Annotated in this window: 15 protein-coding genes, 2 tRNA genes and 2 pseudogenes; 14 read left to right on the top strand and 5 right to left on the bottom strand. The window is 63.8% G+C overall.

Annotated elements, in window-relative coordinates:
* Nucleotides 1-108: 108 nt before the first annotated feature.
* The 4 genes from EN984_RS05935 to EN984_RS05920 all read right to left on the bottom strand — a co-directional run bounded on the left by EN984_RS05935 (nt 109) and on the right by EN984_RS05920 (nt 4,583).
* A complete protein-coding gene (locus EN984_RS05935; RefSeq protein ID WP_127272178.1) occupies nt 109-1,425 on the bottom strand; it encodes an ArgE/DapE family deacylase in 1,317 nt (438 codons plus the stop codon).
* Between the two features lie 57 nt (nt 1,426-1,482).
* Nucleotides 1,483-2,388 (bottom strand): MurR/RpiR family transcriptional regulator, encoded by a 906-nt coding sequence (locus EN984_RS05930; RefSeq protein ID WP_127268681.1) that lies wholly within the window; start codon nt 2,386-2,388, stop codon nt 1,483-1,485.
* Nucleotides 2,389-2,558: 170 nt separating this feature from the next.
* The gene (locus EN984_RS05925) at nt 2,559-4,184 is read right to left on the bottom strand and encodes a DUF882 domain-containing protein (RefSeq protein ID WP_127268677.1); all 1,626 of its coding nucleotides are present in this window, start codon (nt 4,182-4,184) and stop codon (nt 2,559-2,561) included.
* Between the two features lie 324 nt (nt 4,185-4,508).
* Nucleotides 4,509-4,583: transfer RNA gene (locus EN984_RS05920), tRNA-Thr, on the bottom strand.
* 161 nt (nt 4,584-4,744) lie between these two features.
* On the opposite strand from EN984_RS05920, the gene EN984_RS05915 reads away from it, so the two are divergent.
* From EN984_RS05915 to yacG, 9 genes are all read left to right on the top strand, one after another.
* On the top strand, nt 4,745-4,939 hold the full coding sequence (locus tag EN984_RS05915) for a hypothetical protein (protein WP_127268678.1): 195 nt from the start codon (nt 4,745-4,747) through the stop codon (nt 4,937-4,939).
* Between the two features lie 146 nt (nt 4,940-5,085).
* Nucleotides 5,086-6,378 (top strand): UDP-N-acetylglucosamine 1-carboxyvinyltransferase, encoded by a 1,293-nt coding sequence (gene murA / locus EN984_RS05910; RefSeq protein WP_127268679.1) that lies wholly within the window; start codon nt 5,086-5,088, stop codon nt 6,376-6,378.
* Between the two features lie 205 nt (nt 6,379-6,583).
* Complete coding sequence (locus tag EN984_RS05905) at nt 6,584-7,018, top strand: DUF2948 family protein (RefSeq protein WP_127268680.1); 435 nt, start codon at nt 6,584-6,586, stop codon at nt 7,016-7,018.
* A 7-nt stretch (nt 7,019-7,025) separates the two neighbouring features.
* Nucleotides 7,026-8,318, top strand: a complete 1,293-nt coding sequence (gene hisD / locus EN984_RS05900) for a histidinol dehydrogenase (protein ID WP_127272355.1) — start codon at nt 7,026-7,028, stop codon at nt 8,316-8,318.
* A gap of 6 nt (nt 8,319-8,324) precedes the next feature.
* On the top strand, nt 8,325-8,810 hold the full coding sequence (locus tag EN984_RS05895; RefSeq protein WP_127271901.1) for a UPF0262 family protein: 486 nt from the start codon (nt 8,325-8,327) through the stop codon (nt 8,808-8,810).
* Nucleotides 8,798-9,268, top strand: a complete 471-nt coding sequence (locus EN984_RS05890; protein ID WP_127272356.1) for a low molecular weight phosphatase family protein — start codon at nt 8,798-8,800, stop codon at nt 9,266-9,268. Before EN984_RS05895 ends, EN984_RS05890 begins: the two co-directional genes overlap by 13 nt.
* 87 nt (nt 9,269-9,355) lie before the next feature.
* Nucleotides 9,356-9,574, top strand: a complete 219-nt coding sequence (gene infA / locus EN984_RS05885) for a translation initiation factor IF-1 (protein ID WP_006200926.1) — start codon at nt 9,356-9,358, stop codon at nt 9,572-9,574.
* A 21-nt stretch (nt 9,575-9,595) separates the two neighbouring features.
* On the top strand, nt 9,596-10,225 hold the full coding sequence (locus EN984_RS05880; RefSeq protein ID WP_127269084.1) for a Maf-like protein: 630 nt from the start codon (nt 9,596-9,598) through the stop codon (nt 10,223-10,225).
* On the top strand, nt 10,222-10,419 hold the full coding sequence (gene yacG / locus EN984_RS05875) for a DNA gyrase inhibitor YacG (protein ID WP_127269085.1): 198 nt from the start codon (nt 10,222-10,224) through the stop codon (nt 10,417-10,419). The genes EN984_RS05880 and yacG overlap by 4 nt, the downstream gene beginning before the upstream one ends.
* A 55-nt stretch (nt 10,420-10,474) precedes the next feature.
* Here the strand turns inward: yacG and EN984_RS38610 are convergent.
* Nucleotides 10,475-10,687 (bottom strand): annotated as a pseudogene (locus EN984_RS38610) (ABC transporter substrate-binding protein); the annotation flags it as partial.
* Here EN984_RS38610 and EN984_RS05865 point away from each other — a divergent pair.
* The 5 genes and pseudogenes from EN984_RS05865 to EN984_RS05845 form a co-directional block, all read left to right on the top strand.
* Nucleotides 10,659-10,823, top strand: a pseudogene (locus tag EN984_RS05865) (helix-turn-helix domain-containing protein); the annotation flags it as partial. The pseudogenes EN984_RS38610 and EN984_RS05865 sit on opposite strands and share 29 nt — an antisense overlap.
* A gap of 319 nt (nt 10,824-11,142) precedes the next feature.
* Nucleotides 11,143-11,218 (top strand) — tRNA-Phe (locus EN984_RS05860).
* A 155-nt stretch (nt 11,219-11,373) separates the two neighbouring features.
* A complete protein-coding gene (locus tag EN984_RS05855) occupies nt 11,374-11,811 on the top strand; it encodes a hypothetical protein (protein ID WP_023813918.1) in 438 nt (145 codons plus the stop codon).
* Nucleotides 11,812-11,985: 174 nt separating this feature from the next.
* Nucleotides 11,986-12,456 carry a hypothetical protein gene (locus EN984_RS05850; protein WP_127269086.1) on the top strand — a complete coding sequence of 157 codons (471 nt, stop codon included), beginning with the start codon at nt 11,986-11,988 and terminating at the stop codon, nt 12,454-12,456.
* Nucleotides 12,456-13,091, top strand: a complete 636-nt coding sequence (locus tag EN984_RS05845; protein WP_127269087.1) for a hypothetical protein — start codon at nt 12,456-12,458, stop codon at nt 13,089-13,091. The genes EN984_RS05850 and EN984_RS05845 overlap by 1 nt, the downstream gene beginning before the upstream one ends.
* The last annotated feature ends 42 nt before the right edge of the window (nt 13,092-13,133 follow it).

The raw sequence follows: 13,133 nt of genomic DNA, 5'->3' as shown, positions 1-13,133 counted from the left end.
ATGCTGGCCTACCCGAGCGGCCTGGTCGGCATGATCAAGGCTTCATGGGGCGCCGTCGCCGGACGCCTGAAACGCCCGGGCTGATCGTTTCGGAATAGCGGCTGCGCCTCAGCGGATGCCGCACCAGTCGATGGCCGAAGCGGCGATCACCTTGGCGGTCTCGACCACCGATTCGACCTCGACATATTCGTCGGAACCGTGAAACCCGTCGCCTGAGGGGCCGAAGATGACACCGTCGACGCCGGCGCCGGCATAGTGCGCGGCATCGCACACGGCGACGAAGCCGCGAGCCTGCGGCGCCTTGCCGACCATGGCCTTGCGCTTCATCAGCGATGTCACCAGCGGATGATCGACCGGCGTGTTCATCGGCGGGAAATACAGCCCGCCGAGCTCCCATTGGATCGCAGGCGGGTTGTCGCGCAGCCACGCATCGGTCTGGGCGAAATGGTGGACGAACGTCTCGAAATCGCGGCGGTAGTCGGCCGAGTTCTCATCGGGCAGGAATTTCATGTCGAGATCGAGCACCGCGACGTCGGGAATGATGGCCGGGTTGGTCATGACGGTCGGCAGGCCATGCTGGCCAAGGCCGGTTCCGCCATGCATGACGCCGATGTTGATGGTGTTCATACCGAGCGGCAGCAATGGATGCGATTTCGCCCGCGTCCGGTCCAGCTCATACTGGCGCACGGCGGCGATGAAACGGGCGGCGATCTCGATGGCGTTGACGCCCGGCTCGAGCCGCTCCTTGTCGTGGCGCTGCGGATAGATCTCGTTGTAGCGCAGCGCCGAATGGGCGTTGCGCCCGCGGATCGTCACCCGCGCCCATTCAAGCCCGCCTTCGACCGGCAGGACATCACCCCAGGTCGGTTCGGCGACCAGCACCGCCTTGGCGAGCTTGCCCTTCTTCACCGCGTCCATGGCGCCGAAGCCGCCGGCTTCCTCGTCGACGACCGAGTGGATGGCGAGCCGGCCCTGCAGCGTGATGCCCGCCTTGCGGATCGCGCGCGCGGCGGCGATGCAGGCGGCGACGCCGCCCTTCATGTCGACGGCGCCACGGCCATAGAGGCGGCCATTGGTGATCTCGCCGCCGAACGGATCGACCGACCAATCCTTCATCGCGCCGACCGGCACGACGTCGATATGGCCGCACAGGATCAGGCTGCGATCCTCGTCTCCCGCCCATTCGCCGACCAGATTGGGCCGACCGGGCAAGACATCCCATTGCTCGGTCCTGAACCCGTCCTGCTTGAGGATCGGTTCGAGCAGCGCCTGGACATCCGCCTCGCGGTTGATCGCCGGATTGGGCTCGAATTTGGGGTTGACCGAAGGGATGCGGACCATGTCGCGGGTCAGCCCGATCAACCAGTCGCGATCGGTCTCGATCTCAGCCTGCACGGCATCGATGATGGTCTGGTTGTCGGGCATCGTCGCTTCCTTCTCTGCGTCGCGGCGCTTTGCATCGCTGCACTGGGCGCAACGACACTATTTCCTTGTGGTTTTGGATTTGGCGGCGTCGTCGGCCGATGACGACAGGGCGGTATCGAGCGTGACCGCATTGGCACTGCGGATCTTCTCGATGTCCTCGATGCGCTTGCGCACCCCGGCGCCGTGGCCTTCCAGCGCGTGGGCGAACACGGTTTCCATCTGGGCAACGGCCGTTGCCAGCGTGTCGAACGGCGAGTTGGCGTCGATCGCCGCGACCATGGTCAGGTCCGCTATGTCAGATATCGGCGACAGCCAGACATCGGTGAACAGCAGGATGGAGACGCCGCGCTCCTTGGCCTGCTGGGCAAAGCTCACCACGTCCGACTGATAGCGCCGGTAGTCGAACACGACGAGGAGGTCGCGCTTGCCAAGGTCGATCAACAGGTCGAAATCGGCGGGGCTCAACGAACCGATGTCGCGCACGCCGGAGCGGAACTGCAGGAGGTAGCCGGCCAGCATGGAGGCGATATGCCGGCTGAACCGGCCGCCCAGCAGCACGACCTGCCCCTTGCTCTCCAGCAGCAGGTTGACGGCGCGCGTGTAGGCCTGCACCGGCACTGCCGTGCGCGTGCGCTCCAGGCTGTCGGAAACCGAATGGAAATAGGCAAGTGCGGTGCCTTCGCTGGAGCCGCCCGGGCGCTTGGCCTCCATCATCAAAAGCGGCGAATGCAGCCTGGATTCAACTTCGGTGAGCAGGCGTGCCTGGAAATCGGCAAAGCCGACATAGCCAAGCTTGCTCATCAGCCGCGTCACGCTCGGGTCACTGACGCCAGCGCGCCGTGCCAGCCGGGTCGCGGTGCCCAGCCCCGACATCGGATAATCAGCGAGCAGGACCTGGACGATCTTCTCTTCCGCGGAGGTGAACGCCACGGTCGTATTGGCCAGTTCTTCGCGGATCGACATTGTCATCGCCCATCGCCGACGGAAAGACGATTATCTTACAATTTCACACATGTTTGTCAAATTTGGAACTTCTCTTACAGAGCCATCGAGAGTTCGGCATGACTTGCTATCCCATGGCAGCCAAGCCAGTCGTGCAACACATCCACGTCGGCTCGAACGAGGGCTGGCGTCTATTTGAAGCTGGCGATGGGCAGGAACTTGACCGCGGAACCGGTGAAGCGCCGGTGATCGGAGGTCCGTCCTCGCGGCTGGAATCCATCGAGATAGATGTGCTCCGGCGCTGTGCGGATGAGATTGGCGGCAATGACGGGCGCCGCAGGGCTAGCTCCGCCGGCGATGCCACGACCTGTCTCAATCGGCCGGGACAACGCTGCCGGCACGATGACCGCGGTGGCTTCGGGATCGAGATTTGGCTGGACACGGTCGGCCTTCGGGCTGGTCCTGACGCGATCTTCGGGCTTCGATTGGGCAACCGAGACCCGCTGGCCGGCCAACCCATTGTGGCCGTCATCGGCGTGGTTCAAGGCCAGCAAGGCAGCGACCGCATCGCCGGATTTGTCTGCTTCAAGCTGGCGCGTCGGGCTTTCCGGTCGCCATGTCGGCAACGGGATGTTGAACGCCACCATGTCCGGCGCGCCGCCCGCGGGACCGGCCGACTTGCCCGAGGGAATTTCAGCATCGGTTGCTGTTGGATTGGCCAGTTCGGCCCGCGCGGTGGAAGCGTTGGCTGCTGCAAGCGGCGCGAGTTGCGGGGTCGGAATGCTGGTCGTGGACCCGCTGCGCGGGGCGAAGGCTGGCAGCGGCACCGAGCCCGGCGCCATGGCCATGACGATCGCTTCAGGCGTCTTCCCCTCCGGTCCAATCGGCGATTCTTCGGCCCTATCGACGGAAGCCATCTGGATGTCGGCGCGCTGGGCATCCTGCGGCGGCACGATTGCGATGCCGGCGGGCCTGGGTTCAACGGACTTGGCCGGCTTGCGTGGCGCCGGCACCGCTTCGGCGACATCATCGGTCTCGTCCGCGCCGCGCCCACCCAGAAGCGTCGCCAGCAGGCCGCGCGCCGGCCTGCGTTGGCCGCCGTCGGCACTTGCCAGGTCGATGTTGGGCGTGCCGGCGCCCTTGCGCGACTTGTAGGCGGCAAACGCCTGCCCATAACCGGGCAGCGGTTTGCCGTCGCTCGGCACATGCAGCGTATTGCCGTTCGGGAATACCCTTGCGAGTTCCTGGCGGCTGATGCCCGGCCAATGCCGCACATTGCCGACATCCATATGTATGAAAGGCGAACCGGAGGTCGGGTAATAGCCTACGCCGCCGCCCTGCATCTTGAGGCCGATGTCGCGCAGCTTCTTCAGCGGCACATCCGGCAGGAAGAAGTCCATCGCGCGGCCAACCATGTGTTGGCTTTCCCGAGCCACGCCCTTCGAGCGGCTGCGCAGCATGGCGTTCGTCGCTGGCGACCGATAGGCGCTGACCACGTGGATATAGGCTCTCGAGCCGCTGGCGCGATAGGCCTGCCAGACAAGATCGAGCAGGCGCGGATCCATCTTCGTCGGTTCGTTGCGACGCCAGTCGCGCAGCATGAGATTGATCTTCTTCAATCCCGCCGGATCATAGCGCCCATTGCGCTTGAAGACGATTTCAGCCTTCTCGCCCGTATGGAGATGTTGAATCTTCAAAGCACGCGTCTCCGCGAACGCGCCGGTGACACACAGGCAAAGGAACGCTGCGATGATGGCAGGCAGTGTCCAAAGACGGGAAGCACGGGGGGCGTTTTGCACGTTTTCGCTCACGTTCATGCCTTGCACGTTCTTTTGTTTCGGGCGATTTCAGGTTCCCGCCCAGATGAAGAGCCTTTCAGCCCTCTTCCTGACAAGCATGGACTTGACCGACGCAGACAGGCGTCCATGCCACAACACGTCATGTTGATGAACAGCATCTTGGTTAACGAATCGTGTCGCTTCCGAGAACGCGTTTCGGCTGGAGTTGCCTGTGGCAGCCATTTTCTGGAGCAATGCACGGCTGATGAGGTCCGCCAGCACGACGGCCGCGCCGTTCCCATGTAGCCGCCTCGCCCTCGCAAATGCAGAGAACGAATGTGCGGCAACAAGGATGTTGGAAACTGGTGCTGCGAGAGAGGATTGAACTCTCGACCTCTCCCTTACCAAGGGAGTGCTCTACCACTGAGCTACCGCAGCCGCTGATGGCGGGGCTTCTGCCATATCGAACCGGCAAGCGCAAGGCCAAGCGCAACGCTTCTGTGAAAGCCTTTGCCGGATAGCTTTTAATGACATGGCAGTGCCACAATGTTGGCTATCCCTGAACAGCAAGCTGGTGGGTCGCCGGCGGGGACGGGGCGATGGACGACAAGGCAATTCCAGTGAAAAAGGATGGTCCACCGAAAAACAGCGCAACAATCCGCAAGGATCGGCTGGCCGAGCAATTGCGCGCCAATCTGCAGAAGCGCAAGGCGCAGTCACGCTCGCGGCGGACCGGCGATGCCGACGAGCGGCCGGACGGGCTCGCTGCATCGAAGGAAATACAAAAAGATTAACTCAAATCGGCCACTCTTGGCCCGGGGTGGGCGAAATCCCATTTCTTGAACCAGCGTAATTCTTGAACCAGATTGGCCAATGGTCTAGACGGGCCGCTACTCAAACGATTGAACCGGCCCTTTTTGGCCGAGAGGGACGTTCTTCCATGGATCGCATCAGAATTGTCGGGGGCAACAAGCTCTCCGGAAGCATTCCGATCTCGGGCGCGAAAAACGCGGCGCTGCCTTTGATGATCGCCTCGCTTTTGACCGACGACACGCTGACGCTGGAAAACGTGCCGCATCTGGCCGATGTCGAGCAACTGATCCGCATCCTGGGCAACCACGGCGTCGATTATTCGGTCAATGGCCGCCGCGAGAAGCAGAATGAGGGCTATTCGCGCACCATCAACTTCTCCGCCCGCAACATCGTCGACACCACAGCGCCCTACGAACTGGTGTCGAAGATGCGCGCCTCGTTCTGGGTGATCGGCCCGCTGCTGGCCCGCATGGGCGAAGCCAAAGTGTCGCTGCCGGGCGGTTGCGCCATCGGCACGCGGCCGGTCGATCTGTTCCTCGAGGGCCTGCAGGCGCTGGGCGCCGATATCGACGTCGACACCGGCTATGTCATCGCCAAGACAAGGAATGGCCGGCTTGTCGGCAACCGCTACATCTTCCCGAAAGTCTCGGTCGGCGCCACCCATGTGCTGATGATGGCCGCGGCGCTCGCCAAGGGCGAGACGGTGCTGGAAAATGCGGCTTGCGAGCCCGAGATCGTCAACCTCGCCGAGTGCCTCAACGCCATGGGCGCGAAGATTTCCGGCGCCGGCACGCCAACCATCACCATCGACGGCGTCGAATCGCTGTCGGGTGCGCGCGTGCGCGTCATCCCCGACCGCATCGAGACCGGCACCTATGCCATGGCCGTCGCCATGACCGGCGGCGACGTCGTGCTCGAAGGCGCGCGGCCGGACCTGCTGCAGACGGCACTGGACGTGATCGCCCAGACGGGTGCGGAGATCACCCCGACCAATTCCGGCATTCGTGTGAGGCGCAACGGCGCCGGCATTTCGCCGGTCGACGTGACGACAGCGCCGTTTCCGGCCTTCCCGACCGATTTGCAGGCGCAGTTCATGGGCCTGATGACGATGGCCAAGGGCAAGTCGCGGATCACCGAGACGATCTTCGAGAACCGCTTCATGCATGTGCAGGAACTGGCGCGGCTCGGCGCTCATATCACGCTTTCGGGCCAGACGGCGATCGTCGACGGCGTGCCGAAACTGAAGGGCGCGCCGGTCATGGCAACCGATCTTCGCGCCTCGGTGTCGCTGGTCATCGCCGGCCTGGCGGCGGAAGGCGAGACCACGGTCAACCGCGTCTACCATCTCGACCGCGGCTTCGAGCGGCTGGAAGAAAAGCTGTCCAACTGCGGCGCGGTGATCGAACGGATTTCGGCGTAGCCCGCGACCTCGGCTCCTCTCCAGCAACGCAGGAGATTGGCGAGATCCTTCGCGGCAGCGTCCTTCTCCCCGTCACTATATGGGGAGAAGTGCCCGGCAGGGCGATGAGGGGCAGCGCAGACCTGCAGCTGTTGGTGCGGTTGCACCGATCGCCAAGACCGCCTAACAGAAGGCTGAACAATCAACCTTCAGGTGCGAAATCCGCATGACCGGCCTTAAGCTTATCGCGCTAGACGACCAGGACCTGAGCATCGTTTCGGCTCATGTCCAGGATGCCGTGCTGAAAGTCAGCGACCTCGAATTCCTGCCTGCGGCCAAGCGTTTCCTGCTGACCATGAACCGTTTCGTCTGGGAAGCAAAATCCGGCCTGTTTCGCCAGCACAATGAGCGACGGCAGGCCGTGCTGCATTTCGACCGCGTGCTCGGCGCCAAGACCAGCGGCATCGACCGCGACAAGCCTGCGGAAGTCTTGTCGCTGCTGGCGATCAGCTTCATCGAGATCAGCAAGCCGGCCGGCATCGTCGAGCTGATCTTCTCGGGCGGCGGTGCGATCATGCTCGACGTCGAATGCATCGAGGCCCGCCTTGCCGACATCGGCGGGGCGTGGGAAGCCACCTCGCGCCCCATCCACAAGGCCTGAGCGTCCGATGGCCATCACGCTTCGTCAGTCCGACGCCGATTTCGAGCAGCGTTTCGCCGCCTTCCTGTTGACCAAGCGGGAAGTGTCCGCCGACGTCGATGCAGCGGTGGGCGCCATCATCGCGCGCGTGCGCGCCGAGGGCGACGCGGCGCTGATCGACTATTCACGGAAATTCGATCGCGCCGATCTGGCTGGACTGGGCATTGCCGTTTCGAAGGACGACATCGCCCAGGCCTACAAGGCCGCCGACCCAAAGACGATCGAGGCGCTGGAATTCGCGCGCGACCGCATCCGCTCGCATCATGAGCGGCAGCGACCAAAGGATGACCGCTATACGGATGCCGCCGGCGTCGAGCTCGGCTGGCGCTGGACGGCGGTCGAGGCGGTTGGGCTCTATGTGCCGGGCGGCACGGCGAGCTATCCAAGCTCGGTGCTGATGAACGCCGTGCCGGCCAAAGTGGCCGGCGTCGAGCGCATCGTCATGGTCGTACCGGCGCCGGGCGGCATCATCAATCCGCTGGTGCTGGTGGCGGCCGACATATCAGGCGTGTCGGAAATCTACCGTGTCGGCGGCGCGCAGGCGATCGCCGCCCTTGCCTACGGCACCGAAACGATCAGGCCGGTCGCCAAGATCGTCGGCCCGGGCAATGCCTATGTCGCGGCGGCCAAGCGCCAGGTGTTCGGCGCCGTCGGCATCGACATGATCGCCGGGCCGTCGGAAGTGCTCGTCGTGGCCGACGGCAGCAACGATCCGGACTGGATCGCGGCCGACCTGCTGGCCCAGGCCGAGCACGATGCATCGGCGCAATCGATCCTGGTCACCGACGATCCAGCCTTCGGCATCGCTGTCGAACAAGCCGTCGAGCGCCAGTTGCAGAGCCTGCCACGCGCCGAGACGGCGGCGGCGAGCTGGCGTGATTTTGGTGCGGTGATCCAGGTGTCGACCATCGACGCCGCGCTGCCGCTGGTCGACCGCATCGCCGCCGAACATGTCGAACTGGCCATCGACGACGCCGAGGGCTTCCTGTCGCGGATGCGCAACGCGGGTGCGGTCTTTCTCGGCCGCCACACGCCGGAAGCCATCGGCGACTATGTCGGCGGCTCCAACCATGTGCTGCCTACGGCGCGCTCGGCGCGCTTCTCGTCCGGTCTGTCGGTGCTCGATTTCGTCAAGCGCACGTCGATCCTCAAGCTTGGACCGGAACAGTTGCGGATCTTGGCGCCGGCGGCGATTGCGCTGGCCAAGGCGGAAGGCCTTGACGCGCATGGACGCTCCGTCGCCATACGGTTGAACATGTAGGCGGCGATGTCTGGCCCCGATCAAACCCGCGCCAGGCTGATCGATGTCGAACTCGATGAATCGATCGGCCGGTCGACACCCGATGTCGAGCATGAACGCGCGGTGGCGATCTTCGACCTGATCGAGGAGAACAGTTTTCAGCCCGTCAGTGACAGCGGCGACGGCCCTTACCGGCTGAAACTGTCGCTGGCCGAGCAGCGCCTGGTGTTTGCCGTGGCGCGCGAGGATGGCACCGCCGTCGTCACCCATATCCTGTCGCTGACGCCGCTCAGGCGCATCGTCAAGGACTATTATATGATCTGCGAAAGCTACTACGACGCCATCCGTTCCTCGACGCCGAGCCACATCGAAGCGATCGACATGGGCCGCCGCGGCCTGCACAATGAAGGTTCGCAGACGCTGATGGACCGGCTGTCCGGCAAGATCGACATCGACTTCGATACGGCGCGCCGGCTGTTCACGCTGGTCTGCGTACTGCACTGGCGGGGCTAGCCCTGGCACCCGGCGCCCTGCCCCGTTCGATCCTGTTCCTGTGCGGCATGAATGCCGTGCGCTCGCCCATGGCGGAGCAACTGGCGCGCCGCATGCTGCCCGCCACCGTCTTTGTCGCTTCGGCAGGCGTTCGCGCCGGCGAGCGCGATCCATTCGTCGATGCGGTGCTTGCCGAAGACGGTCTCACGCTGGGCGGGCGTCACCCAAGGACGATGGACGATCTCGAGGACGACTATTTCGACCTCATCGTCACGCTGGCGCCGGAAGCGCACCACGCCGCACTTGAACTCACCCGCTCGCTCGCTGTCGAGGTCGAATACTGGCCGACGCCGGACCCGACCGACGCCAGCGGCACCCGCGAACAGATCATGGCTAGTTATCGCGACGTGCGCGAGCGGCTGAAGGTGCGCATAGGCCGACGTTTTCTGCTTCCAGGAGCAAAAAACGCGACGGATTAAGCGTGTTCACAAGCGGACGATTATCATATAGGTTCCGCCGAAATTCCGGCCAGGGTGCTGGAACTACCATCCAAGCAAAGGTATCGAATGCCGAAGGAAGAAGTCCTCGAGTTTCCGGGTGTCGTGACGGAATTGTTGCCGAACGCGATGTTCCGGGTAAAGCTCGAAAACGAACACGAAATCATCGCCCATACGGCCGGCCGCATGCGCAAGAACCGCATCCGCGTGCTGACCGGCGACAAGGTTCTGGTCGAGATGACGCCATACGACCTGACCAAGGGCCGCATCACCTATCGTTTCAAGTAAGCAAAGCCCGACTGGTCCGCGATGAGCATTTTGCAGAAGCTGGTGCTTGCCTCGGGTTCGCCGCGCCGGATCGAGCTCTTGCAGCAGGCCGGCATCGAGCCGGACCGCGTGCTGCCGGCCGATGTCGACGAAACGCCGTTGCGTGCCGAGCATCCGCGCTCGCTGGCCAAGCGGCTGTCGAGGGAAAAGGCCGAGAAGGCGTTCGCCTCGCTGCAGACCGAAGCCGACTACGCGCCAGGTTTCGTGCTGGCCGCCGACACGGTGGTTGCCGTCGGACGGCGCATCCTGCCCAAGGCGGAAACCCTCGACGACGCTGCCAACTGCCTCGGGCTGTTGTCGGGCCGTTCGCACCGGGTCTATTCCGGCATCTGCCTGATCACCCCGGGTGGCAAGCTGCGCCAACGGCTGGTCGAGACGCGGGTGCGTTTCAAGCGGCTGCCGCGCGAAGAGATTGACGCCTATGTCGCCTCGGGCGAATGGCGCGGCAAAGCGGGTGGTTACGCGGTCCAGGGCCTCGCCGGCGCCTTCGTCGTCAAGCTGGTCGGCTCCTACACCAATGTCGTCGGGCTGCCGCTCTATGAGACCGTCGCGCTGTTGAGCGGCGAAGGCTTCAAGGTGCATGGCGGCTGGCTGGCGGGACCCCGGCTGTGAATTCCGATCCCAAAGTCACGCCCTTGCGCCCGAAGCGCCCCTGCCCCGAATGCGGCAAGCCCTCGGCGCGCGACACCTTCCCGTTCTGCTCGACGCGCTGCAAGGACATCGACCTCAATCGCTGGCTGAAGGGCGCTTACGTCATCAAGGCTCGCGACGACGAGGAAGAAACGGACCCCGACGATTCGAAATGAGCCGGGCGCCCAGTGACCAGATCTGGTCGTGATCGAGCTCGGCTGATGTGTGCGGGCCGGCGGCGCAGCCGGCGATCGACTTGTCGTAAGTCGGCTGGTTGCCGAGATCCTGGACCGTGACCTTGACGTCGGGAAATTGCTTGTTGAAACCGGCAATCGTCGCCTTCAGCGATGAAGCCGCGACATTCCGGCTCCAGATGGTGATTTCGCCGGATTGCGCGAAGGCCGGGGCTGAGCCCAGGGCAAGCGCGAGCGCGGCGCAGGTGATGCATCAGGACGCCAATGTGCTGCGCGTCGCCATGGATTCGGGCTTCGGCTCGCTCAGCGCCTTCAACAAGTCGTTCCGCAAGCTCGCCGGCATGTCGCCCTCCGATTTTCGTAGAGGCGTGACCGGCGCCAGATAGGTGGCGGCGACCAATGCGGGTCTGAGCCGCGAAGCATTGTGCGCCTCGATCGTCGGCTAAAGGCAGTGCCACGGCATGTCAGCCGGCAATAGCGGCACGGACAGGGATGGCGAAGGCCGCATCGTGCCATGCCGTGCCCGATTCCCGCCCGCAAGCGGCATGGAAACCGGGGCACCGCACGGCGTCGCTTTTCCTGCCTGAAATCGCCCACTAGGCGCTGGACAGGCCGAATTCCCGTGCTATAACCCACGCGCTTTCAAGGGGCGCCCCACGGCGCCTCGATGAATTCCGGCCAACGAGTTTTCGTTTGCCGGAACAGGCCCAGATAGCTCAGTTGGTAGAGCAGCGGACTGAAAATCCGCGTGTCGGTGGTTCGAATCCGCCTCTGGGCACCACTACTCCCCGGTCCGTTTTGGACACACCCCATCGCGTCGCCGCCTGCATCGCCAAGTGGAATCACTTTGCGCACATTAGCCCGCAGACGGATTTAATTTGCTTGGCCACCCCTCAACCCTAGGGCAAACTGCCTGCCGGGGCTGCAGGAGGTGAAATGAGAGCACGCGCAGCGACGCTTGGGGATCTGGAGGATGTCTTTCGCGGTCTGTCCAAGCGGATGTCGGACGAATACGTGGCGGCCGGCAAGGACAGCAAGATCGCCTACGACAATCTGATGATGAATTTGAAGGAGGGCCGCGCGCACGCGCTTGTCGAGGGCGACAAGGCCGTGGCGATCATCGCCTGGCACGAGAACAGCGACGCCGCCGACACGCTGTTCGCCGCACGGGAGGACTTCTTCCGCGCCGCGACCGTTCGCTTCTGCAAGCGGCATATCAGGCACATCCAGGCGCTCGCCGGCAACCTCGCCATCCACTCGCGCAGTTGGCTCCAGGGGCCGGATGTCGCAAGATGGTTCGGCGTTATCGGCTATGTCGAGCGCGGCCGGGAGAACGGCGCCACTTTGTTCGAGCTGCCGCCGGCTCGCGGATAGGCAATCGCGGGATATTGCCTGGCAAGCTTGCAGTTTCGAGCGCTCTCCCAGGAGGGCGCGAAGAGACTCTGCCACCAGCCGTCCTGGCAGAAGCTGTGAGACGTGCTGCCGTTGATTTCCAGATGTTTCCTGCGACTATCGGCACGCACGCTTGCGGTGGATAAGGTCGAAACAATGCATCTGGACTACTCCGATCACGTCTTCGTCGACCTCGTGCCCGAGCAGTTCGGCGCGTCGGAAACCATCGTCGCGCGTTATCGCGGGCTTGTCGCCACCGCCTTTCGCTACCGATCCGGCGTTGCCGGGCTTCGGATCAGCAACGCGAAGGGCGAAATCGTCATGCTGCCGTTCCAAGGACAGCAGATTTGGGACGCGACCTTCCTCGGCCGCTCCCGGACCATGCGCTCGATGTTCGATGAGCCGGTCGCGACCCGCGACTATCTTTCCAACTACGGCGCGTTCTTCATCCACTGCGGCGCCACCGCAATGGGAAATCCGGGGCCGGATGACCGCCACCCGCTTCACGGCGACCTGCCCAATGCGCCCTATCAGGATGTGCAACTGATCGCCGGCAGCAATTCCGAAGGGCCTTTCATGGCGCTGACGGGGCGCTGTCGACAGACCGTCGCTTTCAGCCATATGTGATGGAGCCCACCGTACGGCTGCAACTCGACGCCAGCAGCCTCGCCGTCGACATCGTGATCGAGAACCTGAAACGCTCGGCCATGGAGTTGATGTACCTGGCGCACATCAATTTCAAACCGGCCGATGGCGGGCGCCTGGTCGACACCGTAGCGGATGATTCCGCGGACATTGTCGTGCGCCAGACGCTGCCGCCCTTTTTCACGCCGAGCGAAAGCTACCTTGCCTACCGCGATGCCGTTGTCGCCAATCCTTCGCGGCATCGCCTGCTGACCAAGGGCGAGCCGATCGACCCAGAACTCGTGCTGACGATGAGGGCTAAGGCGGACCCCCAGGGCTGGGCGCACGCCTTGCAGGTCCATCCGGACCGTACTGCGGATTTCGTCAGCTTTCGCCCCGACGAGCTCAATTATGCCGTCCGCTGGATCACACGCGGCGCCGACCAGGACGCGCTTGGCCTCGTGCTGCCGGCCACCGCCGAACCAGACGGCTATCTTGCGGCCAAGGAAAGAGGCCGCCTGGTTCGCGTCGCACCCGGGGAAAAATTCCGCTGTGCCCTGCGTTTTGGCGCTATGGACGCGGACGCAGCCACACAACGAGAACAAGCCATTGCAGCGTTGAGAGGTGAAGGCCGTTAGTCGCAAGCCCTGACCGCAAACGCTGCCTGAACCGCACGATTG

It is taken from the genome of Mesorhizobium sp. M7A.F.Ca.CA.004.12.1.1 (genome assembly GCF_003997835.1).
Lineage (GTDB): Bacteria > Pseudomonadota > Alphaproteobacteria > Rhizobiales > Rhizobiaceae > Mesorhizobium.
The sequence above is the reverse complement of the archived record's forward strand: the minus strand, read 5'-3'. Positions and strand labels throughout refer to the sequence as shown.